General features: G+C 64.5%; 15 protein-coding genes and 2 pseudogenes. 3 read left to right on the forward strand and 14 right to left on the reverse strand.

Annotated features, from left to right (window positions below; all coding sequences use genetic code 11):
• A pseudogene (locus HMPREF2604_RS07995) lies at positions 1 to 180 on the reverse strand (HNH endonuclease); the annotation flags it as partial.
• 324 nt (positions 181 to 504) lie between these two features.
• On the opposite strand from HMPREF2604_RS07995, the gene HMPREF2604_RS08000 reads away from it, so the two are divergent.
• Entirely contained in the window at positions 505 to 1,872 is a 1,368-nt protein-coding gene (locus tag HMPREF2604_RS08000) for a M20 metallopeptidase family protein (protein WP_070519537.1), read from the forward strand.
• Here the strand turns inward: HMPREF2604_RS08000 and HMPREF2604_RS08005 are convergent.
• From HMPREF2604_RS08005 to HMPREF2604_RS08015, 3 genes are read right to left on the reverse strand one after another with little or no spacing between them, the layout of a single operon-like run.
• Positions 1,808 to 2,578, reverse strand: a complete 771-nt coding sequence (locus HMPREF2604_RS08005; RefSeq protein ID WP_070530176.1) for a PrsW family glutamic-type intramembrane protease — start codon at positions 2,576 to 2,578, stop codon at positions 1,808 to 1,810. The two genes, HMPREF2604_RS08000 and HMPREF2604_RS08005, sit on opposite strands and share 65 nt — an antisense overlap.
• Positions 2,575 to 2,997: a hypothetical protein gene (locus HMPREF2604_RS08010; RefSeq protein ID WP_070519541.1), complete on the reverse strand. Its 423-nt coding sequence runs from the start codon at positions 2,995 to 2,997 to the stop codon at positions 2,575 to 2,577. The genes HMPREF2604_RS08005 and HMPREF2604_RS08010 overlap by 4 nt, the downstream gene beginning before the upstream one ends.
• Entirely contained in the window at positions 2,994 to 3,782 is a 789-nt protein-coding gene (locus HMPREF2604_RS08015; RefSeq protein ID WP_083299215.1) for a PrsW family glutamic-type intramembrane protease, read from the reverse strand. Before HMPREF2604_RS08015 ends, HMPREF2604_RS08010 begins: the two co-directional genes overlap by 4 nt.
• Before the next feature lie 88 nt (positions 3,783 to 3,870).
• On the opposite strand from HMPREF2604_RS08015, the gene HMPREF2604_RS08020 reads away from it, so the two are divergent.
• Positions 3,871 to 5,040 (forward strand): sensor histidine kinase, encoded by a 1,170-nt coding sequence (locus HMPREF2604_RS08020; protein ID WP_246818400.1) that lies wholly within the window; start codon positions 3,871 to 3,873, stop codon positions 5,038 to 5,040.
• Positions 5,040 to 5,687, forward strand: coding sequence for a response regulator (locus HMPREF2604_RS08025; protein ID WP_070564709.1), 648 nt, complete (start codon positions 5,040 to 5,042; stop codon positions 5,685 to 5,687). Before HMPREF2604_RS08020 ends, HMPREF2604_RS08025 begins: the two co-directional genes overlap by 1 nt.
• On the opposite strand, the gene HMPREF2604_RS08030 is transcribed toward HMPREF2604_RS08025, so the two are convergent.
• The 10 genes and pseudogenes from HMPREF2604_RS08030 to brnQ form a co-directional block, all read right to left on the reverse strand.
• Positions 5,684 to 6,064 (reverse strand): cell division FtsX domain-containing protein, encoded by a 381-nt coding sequence (locus tag HMPREF2604_RS08030; RefSeq protein WP_070519547.1) that lies wholly within the window; start codon positions 6,062 to 6,064, stop codon positions 5,684 to 5,686. The two genes, HMPREF2604_RS08025 and HMPREF2604_RS08030, sit on opposite strands and share 4 nt — an antisense overlap.
• Positions 6,065 to 7,785: pseudogene (locus tag HMPREF2604_RS08035) on the reverse strand (BCCT family transporter).
• A gap of 300 nt (positions 7,786 to 8,085) precedes the next feature.
• Positions 8,086 to 9,723 (reverse strand): FUSC family protein, encoded by a 1,638-nt coding sequence (locus tag HMPREF2604_RS08040; protein ID WP_070519549.1) that lies wholly within the window; start codon positions 9,721 to 9,723, stop codon positions 8,086 to 8,088.
• Positions 9,695 to 10,915 carry an ATP-binding cassette domain-containing protein gene (locus HMPREF2604_RS08045; protein WP_070519551.1) on the reverse strand — a complete coding sequence of 407 codons (1,221 nt, stop codon included), beginning with the start codon at positions 10,913 to 10,915 and terminating at the stop codon, positions 9,695 to 9,697. The genes HMPREF2604_RS08040 and HMPREF2604_RS08045 overlap by 29 nt, the downstream gene beginning before the upstream one ends.
• Positions 10,899 to 11,657, reverse strand: coding sequence for an ABC transporter permease (locus HMPREF2604_RS08050; RefSeq protein WP_070519554.1), 759 nt, complete (start codon positions 11,655 to 11,657; stop codon positions 10,899 to 10,901). The genes HMPREF2604_RS08045 and HMPREF2604_RS08050 overlap by 17 nt, the downstream gene beginning before the upstream one ends.
• Positions 11,654 to 12,559 (reverse strand): ABC transporter permease, encoded by a 906-nt coding sequence (locus HMPREF2604_RS08055; protein ID WP_070564712.1) that lies wholly within the window; start codon positions 12,557 to 12,559, stop codon positions 11,654 to 11,656. Before HMPREF2604_RS08055 ends, HMPREF2604_RS08050 begins: the two co-directional genes overlap by 4 nt.
• A complete protein-coding gene (locus HMPREF2604_RS08060) occupies positions 12,556 to 13,974 on the reverse strand; it encodes an ABC transporter substrate-binding protein (RefSeq protein WP_070564715.1) in 1,419 nt (472 codons plus the stop codon). The genes HMPREF2604_RS08055 and HMPREF2604_RS08060 overlap by 4 nt, the downstream gene beginning before the upstream one ends.
• A complete protein-coding gene (locus HMPREF2604_RS08065; protein ID WP_070564718.1) occupies positions 13,971 to 14,726 on the reverse strand; it encodes a GntR family transcriptional regulator in 756 nt (251 codons plus the stop codon). Before HMPREF2604_RS08065 ends, HMPREF2604_RS08060 begins: the two co-directional genes overlap by 4 nt.
• 77 nt (positions 14,727 to 14,803) lie before the next feature.
• A complete protein-coding gene (locus HMPREF2604_RS08070; RefSeq protein ID WP_070564721.1) occupies positions 14,804 to 15,784 on the reverse strand; it encodes an LLM class flavin-dependent oxidoreductase in 981 nt (326 codons plus the stop codon).
• Between the two features lie 3 nt (positions 15,785 to 15,787).
• On the reverse strand, positions 15,788 to 17,128 hold the full coding sequence (brnQ, locus tag HMPREF2604_RS08075; RefSeq protein ID WP_070564724.1) for a branched-chain amino acid transport system II carrier protein: 1,341 nt from the start codon (positions 17,126 to 17,128) through the stop codon (positions 15,788 to 15,790).

Raw genomic sequence — 17,128 nt, forward strand, 5'->3', positions numbered from 1 at the left:
TTTGCGTTGTTTGCCGCTAAAGCGGGTGGGGCCGAAATAAACCTGGTTAAGGCGTGCAAGCTCAGTGGCATCGGAAGCAGAAGCTCCGAGCGTGCGAAGCTCATCGGGTGAGCCAGGAATGTTTTCCACCAGCGCAATCCCCGAGTTGCGTAGGCGGATGTAGGTTTCGATATCCCCCATGGGCACAGAGACTAAAACAGCACCGTGGGCCCCGCAACCGGAGGGACAAAATTCCTGGTTAATGGGGCTGGTACGAGAAAAGCCCCTAGATTGAGTTGGCTGGTTCGCATACCGATTGAATTCGCCATATGCTGCTGCCCAACCTTTCTCCTCTCGGTAAAGCCGGTCGAAACGAGAGCCTCCTGAGACCATTTCACACAGCCTCGCAGGAGGTTCGCTATCGGGATAGCGGGCATGGGTAGCCCATCAGCTTGAGTCCAAACCGACCTGACAGCACAGCAGTTTCCGGTATGCTCGGCGCACATGCTCGGAAAGGATGACACCATGAAGATGGCCCCGCGCCACCGTCAGCAATTGCCACCGCTTCCGATGGTTTCGGCCAAGCTCGGGGAGCGGTTGGCCAGCCACGTGTTCGTGGAGGAAGGCCGGGAGCTGCTTCCGGAGTTGCAGGCCTTCCGCCGCGATATGCACCAGAACCCGGAGGTGGGGCTGCATCTGCCGCGCACCCAGGAGAAGGTGCTCGAAGCCCTTAAAGGCCTACCGCTGGAGATTCATCTCGGCCGTGACCTCAGCTCGGTCGTCGCGGTGCTGCGCGGCGGCAAGCGCGGCGAGCGCCCCGTGTCGGTGCTGCTGCGCGCGGATATGGACGCCCTTCCGGTGCGTGAGCAAACGGGCAGCCCGTTTGCCTCGACGAATAGCAACATGCATGCCTGCGGCCATGACCTGCATACGGCCGGACTGATTGGCGCGGTGAAGATGCTGTGCCGCCACCGCGAGGAGCTGTTGGGCGATGTCATCTTCATGTTCCAGCCGGGCGAGGAAGGTCCGGGCGGCGCGCAGCCGATGATCGATGAGGGCGTGCTCGACGCCGCCGGCCGCCGGCCCATCGCCGCCTACGGTCTGCACGTCGGCCCGCAGGATAAGGGCACCTTCCACCATATTGCTGGCCCAATGATGGCCTCGTCGTCCAATCTGGGGATCACCGTCTACGGCAAGGGTGGGCATGGCTCGCGCCCGCACGATGCTATCGATCCCGTTGCGGCCCTCGCGGAGATCCAGATGGCGCTGCAAGTGGCGCTGACCAGGCGTTTCGATGCGAACTCGCCGATTGTCATCACGGTGACCAACCTGCGCGCGGGCGATGGCGCGGTCAACGTCATCCCGGACAAGGCGGAGCTGGGCGCGACGGTGCGCGTGCTTCGCGACGAACACATCGACGCAGTCCGCCAAATGATCATCGAGGTCTCGAGCTCCGTGGCGGCTTCCCATCGTTGTACCGCGAAGGTGGACTTCGAGGTCCTGTACTCGGCCACCAAGACCTCACCGCGCGAGGACCAGTTCGCGGCGTCGTTGTGGGCGGGTATGTTCGGCGCGGAAAACGTGCTGACCATGGATACCCCGATGATGGCCTCAGAGGACTTCGGCGCGGTGCTCGCCCAGGTGCCGGGCACGTTCATGTGGTTCGGCACGGGGGATCCGCACACCCCGGAGCACATGCGCGAGTGGAACCATTCACCGCAGGTGCGTTTCGATGATTCCGTTCTGGGAGACCAAGCCGCAGCCCTGGCGGCGGTGGCCTTTGAGCGCCTCGCCGCCGAGGACGCCCACCCCTCGCCGGCCACGAAGGCTATGCGTGCGCCGGTGCAGGGGACAGGGGCGGATGCGCAGCCGCCTTCTTCCGCAGCGCAATAGTGCCCCAGATGGTGGCTACCCACTCGGCGAGCACGACGACCATACCGGCGAGGAGGGGCCAGATGGCGTCGTCGAGCGCAGTGCTTAACGACGGGAAGAGGTTCTTCGTGGCGTGCACCGCGATGGCGATAATGAGCCAGCGCACCGGCTGTTTCTGGGATAGGCCATAGGCACTAAGACCAGTGAACAGCGAGTGGGAGAGCGGGTTGGAGGCCAGGCGGATGACGCCTGCCCCGATTGCGCCAGCGGTATCCGAGTCGAGGTTATCCGCCGTCATGCGCGCGAAGGCGGTGGCGTCCTCACCTACAGTGAAGCCGATACCCACGGCCACGCCCACAAGGACGTAGTCGAGCCAACTGCGGGGCCGGATGACGAAGGTACAGATAAGCAGCACGCCGAGGAACTTCAGCACCTCCTCGATGAGCGGCGCATACCCCGCAGCGCCCAGCCAGTCCAGGCCCGCGCGGGTGAGGAGGTGGGACATGTTCGTGTTGAGTTCCACCGCGAGCCCGGAAACCGCGAACCCCCACACCACGCCGTGTGCAATTCCCGGCCGGCGGCGCAGGAAGAACAGCGCGAGGGGGACGAGTACGGCGGCGAAGACCACGGCGGCCAGAGCACTTGCGGGCAGGAAGGGCTCGCCCGCGTAGTGGAAGGCGGTGACGGCCAGCGCGCCGAGGGTCAGCAGGTAGTACAGGTACTTCATGCGTCCTCCGGCTGCACGCGGTCGGCGAAGTCACGTGCCTTCGGTCCGTAGATGTGGAGGAAGGAGATGGTGTTGTTGTGCCGCTGAGACAGCGTGATGCCGTCGCCGTCCTCGATGCGGTAGAGCTCGGCAGCCTGGGTGGTGATGGGGGCGTCGGTGAGCGCGCTGGTCCCGTTGAAGGAGCGGTGCTGGCGCGGCAGGTACGTCTCGACCTCGCGGGAGGATCTGCCTTCCTCAGAAATGATGGTTGCGCTCCCGCAGTTCCAGGTCTGCGAGGAGGCGTACGGATCCTCCGGGCACTCCAGTCCCGGGATACCGCGCACGGGGGTGGTGTCGGGAGTGGGGTCGGGGAGGAGGGCGTCGGCAAGCGGTACTGCGGCGAGGACGCCGATGCAGGAATAAATCAGTGTGTTTCTCATGCTTTCGACCCTACGAGCTGCGGTTTTGCGCCGGTATCCTCCGCAGGGAGGATTTTGCGGAGTTTGACAATGCTGACAATCATGGCCACCCACAGGCCGATGAGGATGAGGAAGGTGGGGAAGATGGGCCATAGGGCGTCGTCAAACGCGGTAGAGATAGACGGGCCGAAATTAGCCGTGAAGTGCACCGCCATGGCGATGAGCAACCAGCGCACCGGTTGCCGGCGGGAGAGCCCGTAAGCCGCGATTGAGGTGAAGAAGGAATGCATGAGCGGGTTCGCGATGAATCGGGCAAGGAGCCCCAGAAGCGTTCCCTTGAGATCAGAATCGAGGTTCTCCAGTGTCATGTTGGTGTAGTAGATGGCGTTCTCGGTCACGCTAAAGCCCATGCCCACGGCCACGCCGACGAAGACGTAGTCCGCCCAGTGACGGGGCCGGATGACGCAGGTGCAGATGAAGACGACGCCGAGGAATTTGAGGACTTCCTCGTTAAGTGGGGCGATTCCAGCGATGACCAGCCAGTCCGGGACCGTACGGACGAGGAGGTGGTACATGTTCTCGTTGAGCTGGCCGGCGAGAGTGGAGACCGCAATGCCCCACACCACCCCGTGCGCAATGCCTGGGTGCTTGCGCAGAATCAGCAGCGTGAGGCCTAGTGCAACAGCGGCGTAGGCCACCGCGGCGAGCGCACTTGTGGGCACGAAAGCGCCGTGGGAGAAATCATAAGCGACGTACACCAGCCCAGCGGCGGTGAGCAGTTCGTACAAAGTCTGTGTTCTTCTCATGCGCTTTAGGCTATGAACTGGAGCTGGGGTGCCGGTATCCTCCGCAGGGAGGATTTTCCGGAACGCAGGGAGAACTATCGTGGCAACCATGACGAGAAAGACGCGACCACTGTGGATCACGGTGCTGCTCATTTTCCTCTGCGTGGTGGCGGATTTGGCGGCATGGATCCCCCATATCGAAAACTTCGAGGGGACGGATCAGGAAGCCCTTGTTTTGGGCTTGATGGGTCTATTTAGCTTCGCCACGTGGATTCTGCTGCCCTTCGCCCTGCACCACTCACGGCGGGAGCGCAACATCCACGAGGAGTACCCCGGCCACCCGGTGGTGCTGATTGCGGCTCTGCTCGTCCTGGTACTAGGCGGGTTTCGCCCACTGTCGCTGTCAGTGCTGGTGGTGTTGATTTCAATCATCTCGCGCGGCCGATTGCGGTGGTCCCTGGCGGGGACGGCGGTCTTCGTGGCCTCGTGTGTGACCATTATCTCTGTGCCTTACATTCGGATGAACATCTTCGATCCCTTTGGTTACGTGTTCTATGGAAGCCTCTTTCTCATCGTTGCTTGGATTACGGGCTCGGTGCGCGCGCAGCGCCGCCAGCGCGAGGTCACGCTGGTGAGCCTGGCGGAGCTCAACGAGGATCAGCTGCGCTCGCGCGAGGAGCGCGCCCGCCTGGAGGAACGCAACCGCATTGCCCGCGATATCCACGATTCCCTTTCGCACCGGCTCAGCCTTATTTCCGTGTACGCGGGAGGCTTGAGCTACCGCAAGGACGCCGACCCGGAGCGGGTCGCCGAGGCGGCAGACACCATCCAGACGGAGGCCAAGGCCGCCGTGGAGGACCTGCGCGGGGTGATCAAGGCGCTGCGCGTGGATGACCGCGTGGATCCGCGCGCGAGCATCGAGGAGCACATCGGGCGCGCACGCGCGGCGGGGACGAAGGTGCGCTACGTCAAGGGAGACGTCGATAAGCTGAGCACACTAGCCGCCCACACGCTGGGCCGCGCCGTGCAGGAGGGGCTGACCAACGCGCGCAAGTACGCGCCGGGGAAGAAGGTGACGCTCACCGTGGAGAACGAGGAGGATAAGGTGCGGGTGACCATGCAGAACAAGAAAGTGGCTGCGCAGCCAGAGTCCGGTGGCGGCAACGGCTTGTTGGGTCTGGAGGAACGCGCCCGGCTGGCGGGAGGTACTTTCAGAGTGCTTGACGACGCCTCCACTTTCACCTGGGTCCTCGAACTCCCTGAGGAGGCACGTGCGTAATGATTTCAGTGGTATTGGTCGATGACGAGCAAGCGCTGCGGCGCGGCATCCGCTTCATCCTGGAGGGCGCCGCAGACATCGAGGTGGTGGCCGAGGCCAGCAATGGGCGCGATGGCGTGGCCCGCGTGCTGGACCTGCAACCGGACGTCGTCCTCATGGACATCCGCATGCCCGTCATGGATGGCATCGAGGCGGCCGGGAAACTGCGCGCGAGCGCGCCGGATATCCCGGTGGTCATGCTCACCGCCTTCGATACGGATGAGTTCATCGTGGATGCGCTGCACGCCGGCGCGATGGGCTTTCTGCTCAAGACCATCGAGCCGGAGGGCCTGGTCTCGGCGGTGCGCGCTGCGGCCACGGGGCAGCAGCTGCTGAGCCCGAAGGCCCTGAAGAATCTGCTGGCGCTCAAGCACCCCGAGCCCGCGCCGGCAGAGACAAAGGCGCCTGGGCCCCGCCCGCTGGAGGGCTTAAGCCAGCGCGAGAACGAGGTGGCGCAGCTGGTGGCCCAGGGCCTGGACAACCAGGAAATCGCCGAGCAGCTCTACGTCTCCGTGACCACGGTGAAGACCCACATCAAGCACATCTTGGACAAGCTGGGCGGCACCAACCGGGTGCACATCGCGATTGCGGTGTTGGAAGCGCGCTAGCGCCGGCGGATAAACGCGGAGGCGAGGCCGAGCAGCGCGATGACGATCACGATGATGGACGCCGCCGGCCAGTACTGGGGGTAGTACTTCAGCGCGTAGCCGAAGACCTGGCTGTCGTTGAACTGGCGGGCAAGTGCAATGGGCATCCACCACAACTTTGTGAGAGTGAGGACCGCGCCGAGCAGGCCAGCGATGATGCGGCGACTGCCGCGCAGAAAGAAGCTGGCTGCCACGAGGAGCATGCCGGCGATGGTGAGAGCGAATAGCAGGGGAGTTACCGCAGCGAATGGGGAGCCGTTGATGAGGAACTCGTGGTCAATTTCGTGCTGCTCGATGAGGGTATAGCCCTCAAGGACGACGTCGTCCGGTATTCCCATTTACTTCTCCTTCTGCTCAGTGTTCGGGTCGTAGCCGTCGGCCCAGGTATCGGTGTCGAAGTCGTAGTCTACGTTCTCGCCCTTTTCATCGGTGCGCTGGTACCAGTCCGTGTAGCGGTGGGCGGAGGAGTCGAAGTCGGAGCCTGCACCGCGGCCTTCGTCGGCATGCTCGACGGTGAGCTCGAAGTCATCGCCGTGCTCCTCGATGCCGCGCACGACGGCGTTTTCCACCGCGGCGCGCGCGTAGGCGCGGCGGATGAACATCGGGTCGGAGCGCAGGTCCTTGATGAAGGCCACCATCATGAACAGCAGCACCAGACAGAATGGGAGCGCCGAGAGGATGGTGAGGTTCTGCAGGCCGGTGAGCACGTCCTCGCCGCCGGTGAGCAGCATGACGATGGCGATGCCCATCATGCACAGTCCCCAGAAGATGACGATGAACTTGTTCGGCGCGGGATTGCCCTTGGAAGACATGGTTCCCATGATGACCGATGCGGAATCGGCAGACGTGATGAAGAAGACCGCCAGCACCACGATCAGAACAAATGGTGTGATGCTGCTCAGCGGCAGGTGGTCAAACATGGCGAAGAGAACCTGCTCGCCGGAGGCAGAGCCATCAAAGTTCGGTAGTTCCTCGCGCTGGAAGGTGATGGCCGTGCCGCCGAAGATGGTGAAGGCCAAAATGAGGATGAGGGAGGGCGCGAAGACGGTGACGGCGGTGAATTCGCGCAGCGTGCGGCCACGGGAAATGCGGGCGACGAACATGCCGACGAAGGGCGTCCACGCGATCCACCACGCCCAGTAGAAGGCGGTCCAGTAGGACTGGAATTCGATGGTTTCATCGCCCCAGGACAGGCCCTTGGCCATCATGGGCAAAAGCTGGTCGATGTAGGTGACGATGCCGGAGGGCACGAGGTTGAGCAGGAGCAAGGTCGGGCCGGTGAAGAAAACAAAGATGACCAGGCCGAGCGTGAGCGTGATGTTGAAGTTGGACAGGTAGCGCACGCCGCGGGAGACACCAGAGACCGCAGAGATGATGAACCCGCACCCCAACACGGCGATGATCGCGATGAGCACGGCATTGGTCAACGGACCTGCGCCGCGGATGATGGACACTCCTTGGCCAATCTGGATCGCGGAAAGCCCCAGTGTGGCGGCGGTGCCGAAGAGCGTGGCGACGAGTGCGAGGATGTCGATAAGCTTGCCCAGCGGCCCATCGGTATCGCGGGAGCCAAACAGGGGCTTGAAAATCGAGGACACCAGCGGAACGCGGCCGCGGCGGTAGGAAGAGTAGGCGATCGCGCCGCCGACGAGGGCATAGGCCGCCCAGGGCGAGACACCCCAGTGGTAGTGCGCCTGGGCCATTGCTTGGTGGAGGGCTTCGACGCTGTTGCCGTCGACAGTGTGGGGAGGCGGGGTGATGTAGTGCGACAGCGGCTCCGAAGGACCGTAGAAGAAGATGCCAACGCCGATGCCGGCACCGAACATCATGGCCACCCAGCTGAACCAGCCGAACTCGGGTTCCTCGTCATCCGTGCCGAGCTTGATGCGGCCCAGGAAAAGGCCGCGGAGGAGGCGGCGGAGACGGACTCCGGTGAGGTGATGCCCCAGATGATGAAGGCTACGACGAACGTAGCCGTGCTGAAGAAGGTGACCTTGTCCAGCGTGAAAGCATTGCGTTGGTCTTCCACACCGATTCCGGGAACCAAGCCCGGGTGCATGTTGTGGGGATAGATGCCAACGGGTGGACCGGTAGATTTTCGAGTGTTCACGTCAACAATTATCGCAGGTGCGCGAAATGACAGCGATGTGAGCTAGGATGAAGGCACTTATTTCTGCGTCGATTGGAATGCCATGCCGCTGCCTAATTTTGATGAGAATGTCCGTGAGCTGGAGGAAGCCTTTGCCCTCTTTGAGCTCGTGGAGGAACACGTCCTCGATCCGAACCTGCTGTTCACGGTGAAATAATCCGCCTCTTCTGTGCGCCCGCGAGTACTCCGCGGCGGGTGCGCACTATGAGGTCATTGACGCATTTCCGCTGCGGTGATCTTCTCAATGAGTGTGTCCAGCTCCGCGCGGCTGGGCTGTGAGAGCGGGTTGACCACGCAGAAGTCGAGGAGGAAGTAACCGGCGGTTTGCAGAGCCGTGTGGCGCTGCCAGAACTGGCTGATATCGGAGTGGTTGGTGGCCAGCGACTGGATGCTGCGCCGCTCCGAGAGTAGCTCGTAGTGCAAGTCGCGGCGCTGCGCCAGCGCTTCCTCCGGGGTCTTGATAAGCAGGGAACCGAGCAAGGCTGCCATCGCCTCGAAGCAACGCGTTTGCAGGCGGTAGTGGTTGGTCATCTGGGCCCGCGGCTTCCACAGCCACAGGAAGAGCATCGCCACGACCACGGAGAGCCCAATCTCCGCCATGCGCGAGCCGATGGTGTGGGCCAAATGCTCCGAGGAATTGCCCATCAGCAGTGCCAGCGGGGTGGAGAAGATAACGCATAGCGCGTAGTTCTTCACCACCAGAATCTCCGCGCAGAACTGGCAGAAGGCCAACGCGAGCACCAGCCCCCAACCGTGCGGGCTGAACGACGCAATGAGCGCGAAGACACACACGCCCAGAACCGAACCCAGCATGCGCTGTACTCCACGAATCGTTCCCGGTACCCGGTCCGGCCCCCACTGCAAGAGCAGGAGCACCGACACCGCGCCCCAGTCTGGGCGGTTAAGCCCCAGCGCCATGCCAATGAACGCGGTCGCCAGGCCACCAAGCGCGATCTTCTCAGCCGTCACCACCGCGTGGGAATTGCCCACCGCGGCGCGGTAGAAGCGGTAGCGCATCGTCGGCTTGGTGTGCGGGATGGCGGTGCGGTCAGGATCGACGTAGGTGGGGGAATCAGAGAGCTGATCCGAGTTGCCGCCCACCTGCTTGTGGTGCGCCACGATGCGTTGTTGTGCCGCTAGTGCGCGGTGCACCAAGTCCGCCTGGGCGGGGCGGCGGATGCGGCGGCCGCGGATCACGCCGGCGTCGGCAAGCGCTTGCCACGCCGTGGAAATCGCGGACTGCGCCTGGTGGTGGCGAGCCAGGAAATCGCTATCGGAGTTCACGAAGGCATCGGCGGCCTTTTCCAACGCGGCCACCGCGCGGGTCTCCGGGCCATGCGGATCCCGGAAACGCGGCAGCATGCCCAGCACGTAGCTGGCCAACACACCGGCCAGGCTCCACGCGGCCACCTCCCACGGTGAAACCCCGCGCAGCATTGTGGAGCCACCGGCCACCATCACGATGAAGAAGGAACCCGGCGGCGGCAGCCGCAGCGCATTCTGCACGAACGCGCCGATGGTTGCTAGAGCCACCGTAAACACCGCGGACAGTGCCAGGCCGTGCACGCCGACGAGGGAACCGGCCGTAGCCGCCAGCGTGAGCAGCCCGCCAGCGGTGAGGATCACGCGGCGCCGCGTGCGGTAGGGGTGCCCCTCGCCGTAGATGACGGAGAAGGCGCCGGCGGAAATGAGCAGCACCGCATCCGGGTGGCCCGTCGCTACAGCGATCCCGCCGGGGATGATGATCGCCAACGCCGCGCGCAGGGCACCGGGCCAGCGGCGCGCGGAGGTGTTAAAGGCGGTAAAAAGCTGAAGTGCATTAGGACGTTGCGGCAGTGGGTGTTCCATATCGGGAGAACACCTTACTCGTTTCGCCGCGATCCACGAGCCGGCCATCCTGTAGCACCGCCACCGTGGGGCATAAGTGACGCACGACATCGATGTCGTGGGAGACGAACACCAGCGTCATGTCCTTCGTCACGCGCTGTAGAAGCTCGAGGACCTGGGCCCGCGAAGTGGCGTCCAGCGCCGAGACGGCCTCGTCCGCCAGCAGAATCTCCGGCTTGCCCACCACGGCGCGCGCCAGCGAGATGCGTTGGCGCTGCCCGCCGGAGAAGTCCCGGGGATAGCGCTCGAAGCCCTCGATGCCGACCTCCCGCAGCACCGCCTCGGCTTCTTCGCGCGTCCCGCCGCCCTCGGCCACGATCTTCCAGATAGGCATGCGCGGGTTGAGCGAGCCCTTAGGGTCTTGGAAGACCATGTGCACGCGCTTCTTCACCGTCACCGTTCCGGAGGTGGGTTCCGTCAGCCCCGTGAGCAGCTTGAGCAGCGTGGATTTGCCGGAGCCGGAACCGCCGACGATGCCGAGGCGCTCGCCCTCGCGGACGGTGAGGGAGACGTCGTCCAGCGCGGTCACCCCGCGGTAGGTCTTGGTCACGTTCTTGAGCTCGATGACGGGCTTGCCCAGAGTGGGCATGGGCGGCGGGGTGAGGTCGGGAGCGGTGAGCTCACCGATGCGCACGACGCGGTCGCACACGCGCTTGACGACGTCCCGGTCATGACTAATAAACAGCAGCGCTGTGTCTTCGCTGTCCGCGGCATCCACGATGGTGGAGAGGATCTCTTCCTGAGTGAAGGGATCCAGGGCGGTGGTGGGCTCATCGCAGATGAGCAGCTTGGGGCGACGGGCCATGGCCATCTCGATGAGCGCGCGCTGGCGCTGTCCGCCGGAGAGCTGGTGCGGGAAGCGGTTGAAGCCGGGCACCTTCATCAGCGGGTCGAGCGCGGTCATGGGCTCTTGGAAGACCATGGCCAGCGGCAGCTTGCGCAGGTCGCGGTCGCGCATGCCTAGCAGCTCCTGGCCGTTGAAGTGGATGGAGCCGGTGGCCTGCAGGTGGTCGGGCAACAGCCCCATGATGGCTAGGGCGGTGAGGGACTTGCCGCTGCCGGAATCGCCGATGAGACCGACGCGCTCGCCGGGTGCGATGGAAAAGGAGATGGGGCCGACAGGGCCCACGCGCAGATCAGTGACGGTCAGCATGGCTTCCTAGCAGGTTGAATCCGAGGACGGTGCCGGCGATGGCCAGCCCGGGCCACAGCGCCTGGAGGGGGTGGGTGGCCAGGAGGGGCTGGGCGTCGTGAAGCATGCGGCCCCACGAGGCGGTCGGCGGGGCAGTGCCCAGGCCGAGGTAGGAGAGACCGGCTTCGGCGAGGACGGCCAGCGCAAAGTAGACGGAAGCCTGGATGGCCACGATGCCGCCGAGGTTGGGCAGTACGTGGCGCCACGCGATGAGCGCCGGCGGCACGCGCGAGATGCGCGCGGCCGCGATATAGTCCTGCGTCATGATTTGCAGCGTGCCGGAGCGCGTGACCCGGATGAAGGAGGGGATGCCGGCGATGCCGATGGCGATGGTGGCCGTGAGCGTCGAGGAGCCCCACACCGCGCCGGCGACGATGGCCAGCAACAGCGCCGGGAAGGCGAGCAGCAGGTCGGTGGCCGCCATGATGAAACCGCCGCCGCGCATCCCGGCGACGATGCCGAGCGGTACGCCGATGAGTGCGGCGATGGCCACCGCCACGACGCCCACCAGCACGGTGATCTGGGCGCCGGCGAGGATGCGGGAGAAGGTATCGCGCCCGAAGCGGTCGGTGCCCATGAGGTGCTCCAGGCTGGGGCCGGCCAGGCGGTCGGGGGAGATGAGGTTGGGGTCATAGGGCGTCCACACCAGGGAGACCAGCGCAAGCAGGATGGTCAGGCCCACCAGGATATAGCCGGGTTTCATCGCGCCTCCTTCAGCCGCGGGTCGATGACCCGGTAGGCCAGGTCCGTGAGCAGGTTGACGGTCAGGGTGAAGGTCACGAAGACCATGATGAGGGTCTGGACGGTGGTGAGGTCGCGGGTGGAGACGGCGTCGAGAAGCAGCGAGCCCAAGCCGGGGATGACGAAGACGTTCTCGATGACCACCGCGCCCACCACCAGGGTGCTCAGCTGCACGCCGGTGACGGTGAGCACCGGCAGGGCGGCGTTGCGCAGGCCGTGGCGGATGAGCGCCCCGGTGCGGGATTCACCCAGGGAGCGGGCGGTGCGGATGTAGTCCTTGTCCATCTCCTCGCGGAGGGTGGCGCGCACGTAGCGGGTGAGCATCGCGCCCTGCACCAGTGCCAGCGAGATAACCGGCAGGACAAGGTGGCTGAGGCCCTCGCGCGGTAGCTGCCAGCCGTTGGCCGGCAGCCAACCCAGGTGCACGGAGAACACGGCGACGAGCAGAATACCGACCAGGAAGCTGGGCACCGCGATGCCCAGCTGCGTGGCGGCGTTGAGCACGGGGAGCCTAAAGCGGGCCAGCAGGATGCCCATGGGGATAGCCCCGGCTAGTGCGAGGGCGATGGCCAGCCCGATGAGCAACAGCGTGACCTGCGCGCGGTCAACCACGAGCGGGGTGATGTCCTGCTGCGAGGACAGCGAGACGCCGAAGTTTCCGGTCAACAGCCCTTTCATCCACTCCAGGTATTGCACGAGAAGCGGGCGGTCCAGGCCCATGGCGTGGGTCAGCTCCGCCACGGATTCATCGGTGGCGTTGACGCCCAAGGCCACGCGCGCCGGGTTGCCGGGCACGGCCCGCATGAGCAGGAAGATGATGATGGAGGCGGCCCACATGGTGCCGAGGAAGCGCAGGATTCTCATTGCACACCTTTAAGCTCGATGGCATCGGTGATCTGGTTAGGCTGCAGGCCGGTCAGGCCCTCGCGGTAGAGCACGATATTGGGCATATTCATCAAGGTCAGGGCGGGCATATCTTCCATGATCTGGTCGACCGCCCCTTTCATGTCATCCTGCTTCAACAACGTGCGGGTCTGCGGCGAATCATAGCCGATGTAATAGTCCGGGTTGCCAAAGATGGTGGGGATATCGCGCGGCTCGACGTGCGCGACGAGCGACATCTGATAGTCCTTGGCCCCCATGACTTGGCTCAGCCACACGGCGGGAAACTCCGCGGTTTCCAGCGTGACCTCGAATCCCATCTCCGTCAGTTGCGAGTAGAGGAACTCAGAGAGCGTTTGCGTATAGGGCAGGCTGGGCACGGTGAGCGTGAGCGGCGTGCCCACGGCCCCGGCCTCCTCCATCAGCGCGCGGGCGCGCGTGGGGTCGTAAGGGTAGTAGTCCTTGGCGCTAAACCACGGGTCGGTCGGCGGCACCGGAGCGCCGCCGGTGTCTTTCGCGCGGCCCTCCCAGAGGATGTCGTTGGCGGCCTGGCGGTCGATTCCATAAGCCACGGCGCGGCGCACGCGGGGGTCGTCGAAAGGCGCTGCCTGGTTATTCATGGACAGCAGCACCTCGCCGTTCGTGGTGCCGACTGCTGTTTCGATGGAGTCATCGAGGGTGTCGAGCAGCTCGGGGTTCTGCACGCCCCACACGGCGTCGACCCCGCTGGAGCGCAGGGCGTTGACCGCGGTGAGGGAATCCGGGAAGTAGCGGATGGTGATGTCTTCCTTCGCCGGGGTTCCCCAGTAGTCCGGGCGGGCGCGCAGTGCGATGTACTCGTTGGGGGAGAAGCCGGCGACGGCGAAGGGGCCGGTGCCCACAGCTTCGGTGGGCGTGCGCATGGCGCCGATGACGGTGCCCATGGACCACAACCAGCCGGCGGAGGGACGGGATAGCTCGACGACGAGCGTGTGATCATCCACCGCCGTGGCGGATTCCACCACGTCCATCTGCTTCTTGAGCCCGTTGGTCCATTCCGTTTTCACAGCGTTGATGGACCACGCGGCGGTGTGCGCGGTGAAGGCCTCGCCGTTGGAGAAGGAGGCCTCGCGCAGGTGGAAGGTGTAGCGCGTGGAGTCCACCTCCCAGGATTCGGCGAGGCCGGGCACAATCTCTCCCTCAGGCGAGATGCGCACCAGGGTTTCGTAGACGTTGCTCATGAGCGCGGCCGGGATGGCGGCGCCGCCGACGGTGGTGAAATCCAGGGACGTCGCGGGCGTCGTCGTGGCCAGCGTCAGCGCGGAGGAATCAGAATCAACAAGCGCCGTGGAACCGGCGGAGCAGGCGCTGAGCGACGCCCCCAGCACCACCCCCAGCGCACCTAACCAGGCCTTCATCCTTCGGACAGCTTGACCTCGAGCGGGGAGGTGGTGCCCCGCACGCTCGTCATGCCAAGTGTGAGCCGGTCCCCGAGGTACAGGATTTCGGTGCACTCGACGGGATGCCCGGAGTGATCCGAGATGTCGAGGTGCAGGCGCCACAGCGGGGTGGCGGGCTCGACGTTGAGGGAGCGCGCATCCTCCTCACTGGCGGAAGCCAGCGAGAGCTCGCGGTTGACGTTGTCGAATTCCACGCCTTGCTTGCGCAGGTGATCGTGGATGGACTCATTATCGGCATCGAAGTTGAGGATGTGGCTGCCCACGTCGACAGGGAAGAACATGCGCTCGATGGCGATCGGCATGCCATTGGCGCTGCGCACGCGGTGCACAAAGATAACCGGGGAGCCGGGCTCTACCCGCAGGAACTCGGCCTCCCTTTCGGTAGCGGGACAGCGGCCCAGCCACAGGGTGGAGGCGCCGGGCTCGAATCCGCGCTCGCGCAGCCAGTGCGTTACGGAGTAGATGGAGTCGAAGGACTCCGAGGTGAAACGGCCGAGGACGACGGAGCGGCGGCCGCGGCCGGAGGAGATGAGGCCCTCCGAGCGCAGCGCCGCGACGGCCTGGCGCACGGGACCGCGGGACGAGGAGAATTGCTGGCACAGCTCGGCCTCGCTGGGCAGGAAATCACCGGGAGAAAGCTTCTTGCTGCGGATGAGATTGCGCAGATAGTCAGCGATAATACTGTGTTGCTGTGTACCGCGAAGGGCCACGGTGATGCTCCTCTATGTAGAAAACGCTGTGATGGGTAGTGATGTGTTGAAGCGCGGATGCGCGAGGGCGCGTCCGCCTACAGCTGCCACGCTTGAGCCAGGTTAACCATGTTACCCAAGGCGGCCTCGTGGCTTGTGGATTGCAGGGAGATCATGAGTTCATCCGCCTGGGCTAGCGTCTGGAATTCCGTGAGGTAGTCGCGCACGTGCTCGATACTGCCGACGGCGGAGTACTTCAGCATGCCGATGATTTGCTGGCCCTGCGGGGAATCGATGATGCGGGCAACGTCGGCGTCGCTAAGCTGCTTGCCGCGACCCGCAAAGGCCTTGACGCGGCGGAAGCAGACCTTTTCAAATTCCTCGTCGGCGTCATCACCCGCGGTGACGTTGACACCCGCGATGACATAGGGCTCCGGGTGGGCTTCGGAAGGCTGGTAATTCTCGCGATAGTAGGCCGTGGCGGCCTCGAGGTGTTGCGGGGCAAAGTGCGAGGCGAAGGCATAGGGAAGCCCGTACTTGGCGGCGAGCGAGGCGCCGAACAGCGAGGAACCCAGGATGTAGATGGGGACGTTGGTGCCGTGGCCGGGGATGGCCTTCACTCCGGGGATGAGGGACTTTCCGGAGAGGTAGCCCTGCAATTCTTTGACGTCCTCGGGGAAGCGTTCGGCGGCGTGGCCATCGCGGCGCAGGGCGCGGCCCAAGGTCTGCATGTCAGTGCCGGGGGCGCGGCCCAGGCCGAGGTCGATGCGGCCGGGGTAGAGCTCGGCGAGGGTGCCGAATTGTTCGGCGATGACATAGGGCGCGTGGTTCGGCAGCATGACGCCGCCGGAGCCCAAGCGGATGCGCTCGGTCTTCGCGCCGATGTGTGCGATGAGCACCGCCGGGGAGGAGGAAGAAATGGAGGGCATGTTGTGGTGCTCGGTGTACCACATGCGCTGAAACCCCAAAGCCTCCGCGCGTTGCGCCAGCTCGACCGACCTGGCCATGGACTGGGAGGGAGATTCCCCCGGGTAGATGGTGCAGAAATCGAGGACGGACAAAGCGGCGCGGGACGTCATGAACTACTCACTTTTCTTCGACGAGCCTGTAGATACAACGTCGATGATAACGCCGATGGCAAATGCGAGGAGCGTGGGAACCACCCAGCCCAGGCCAACGTTTTGGCCAGGGGCGAAATCAAGCGGGGCGCCGAAGGAGGTGGCGGCGGACCACAGCACGGAAACCCACAGTGCCAAGCGGAATCCCCAGTAGAAGGTGACCCACTTCTTGACCACCGGCTGCAGGAGAGTCAGTGCAATCAGCGAGATAGCCGGCGGGTACAAGAACACGATGAAGGGCACCGCGATGGCAAGCACCGTGTCCAGGCCCTGGAAAGCGAAGGCGATGGACAGCGCGGTAAACAGGCAGGCCCACAGGTGGTAGGTGGTCTTCGGCACGAGCAGGGCGAAGAACTCCGAGGTGGCGGAAATCAGGCCCACGGCGGTGGTCATGCACGCCAGGATGACGATGGCGGAGAAGACGGCCTGGCCGATGTTGCCCATGGTGAGATTGGAGGCGTCGGCAAGCAAGGCGGCGCCGGACTCATAGGAGGCACCGTTCGGCATGGTTTGGCCGATCCACGCCAGTCCCAGGTAGATGGCGGCGAGCAGGGCGCCGGCGATGACCGCGGAGAGAATGGTTCCGCGCAGCAGCTCACTGTTCTTGGAAAAACCCTTGGAGCGCAGGGAGGTCACGATGACGATGGAGAAAGCCAGGCCCGCGATGGCGTCCATGGTGTTATAGCCCTCAAAGAGGCCGGTAACGAAGGGTGCGGAGGCATACTCTTCGGTCGGGGTGCCGGGAACGCGGGGATTCGCCACGGTAGCGAGGGTGATGAGGACCGCGAGCAGGATGACCAGCGCCGGGGTGAGGAACTTGCCCAAGGTGTCGATGATGTCATTCGGGCGCCAGGCCAAAGCCAACGCGATAAGGAAGAAGACGACGTTGAAGGCGCCGTTGGCGAAGGTCCCCTCCCACCCCAGCAGCGGGGTGATGGCGGTTTCCATGGACACCGCGCCGGTACGCGGCAGGGCGTAGAAGGCGCCGATGGCCAGGTAAGCAATGACGGAAAAGGCCACGCCGAAGATCTTGCCGCCGTGGTTTCCGATGTCCCGCACGGACTGGCCGGAAATGGCCACCGCGACCACAGCCAAGACCGGCAGCGCCACGCCGGCGGCGAGGAAGCCCAAGGTGGCGGGCCAGAAGTTGGTGCCGGAGGAGACACCGACTTCCGGCGGGAAGATGAGGTTGCCCGCTCCAAAGAACATGGAGAAGAGCATGAGTGAGGCAACGATGACGATGCCGATGGGAGAACCCGTCTTCGAGGCGGACTGAGAGGGAGCCTGAGCGTCATTAATGGACAT

Origin of the sequence: Corynebacterium sp. HMSC055A01, assembly GCF_001809405.1 — a bacterium.
Taxonomy (GTDB): domain Bacteria; phylum Actinomycetota; class Actinomycetes; order Mycobacteriales; family Mycobacteriaceae; genus Corynebacterium; species Corynebacterium hesseae.

Coding starts and splice junctions, on each gene's coding strand:
- HMPREF2604_RS08000 (WP_070519537.1), top strand. CDS start 505: ATGAAGATGGCCCCGCGCCACCGTCAGCAATTGCCACCGCTTCCGATG.
- HMPREF2604_RS08005 (WP_070530176.1), bottom strand. CDS start 2,578: ATGAAGTACCTGTACTACCTGCTGACCCTCGGCGCGCTGGCCGTCACC.
- HMPREF2604_RS08010 (WP_070519541.1), bottom strand. CDS start 2,997: ATGAGAAACACACTGATTTATTCCTGCATCGGCGTCCTCGCCGCAGTA.
- HMPREF2604_RS08015 (WP_083299215.1), bottom strand. CDS start 3,782: ATGAGAAGAACACAGACTTTGTACGAACTGCTCACCGCCGCTGGGCTG.
- HMPREF2604_RS08020 (WP_246818400.1), top strand. CDS start 3,871: ATGACGAGAAAGACGCGACCACTGTGGATCACGGTGCTGCTCATTTTC.
- HMPREF2604_RS08025 (WP_070564709.1), top strand. CDS start 5,040: ATGATTTCAGTGGTATTGGTCGATGACGAGCAAGCGCTGCGGCGCGGC.
- HMPREF2604_RS08030 (WP_070519547.1), bottom strand. CDS start 6,064: ATGGGAATACCGGACGACGTCGTCCTTGAGGGCTATACCCTCATCGAG.
- HMPREF2604_RS08040 (WP_070519549.1), bottom strand. CDS start 9,723: ATGGAACACCCACTGCCGCAACGTCCTAATGCACTTCAGCTTTTTACC.
- HMPREF2604_RS08045 (WP_070519551.1), bottom strand. CDS start 10,915: ATGCTGACCGTCACTGATCTGCGCGTGGGCCCTGTCGGCCCCATCTCC.
- HMPREF2604_RS08050 (WP_070519554.1), bottom strand. CDS start 11,657: ATGAAACCCGGCTATATCCTGGTGGGCCTGACCATCCTGCTTGCGCTG.
- HMPREF2604_RS08055 (WP_070564712.1), bottom strand. CDS start 12,559: ATGAGAATCCTGCGCTTCCTCGGCACCATGTGGGCCGCCTCCATCATC.
- HMPREF2604_RS08060 (WP_070564715.1), bottom strand. CDS start 13,974: ATGAAGGCCTGGTTAGGTGCGCTGGGGGTGGTGCTGGGGGCGTCGCTC.
- HMPREF2604_RS08070 (WP_070564721.1), bottom strand. CDS start 15,784: ATGACGTCCCGCGCCGCTTTGTCCGTCCTCGATTTCTGCACCATCTAC.
- brnQ (WP_070564724.1), bottom strand. CDS start 17,128: ATGTCCATTAATGACGCTCAGGCTCCCTCTCAGTCCGCCTCGAAGACG.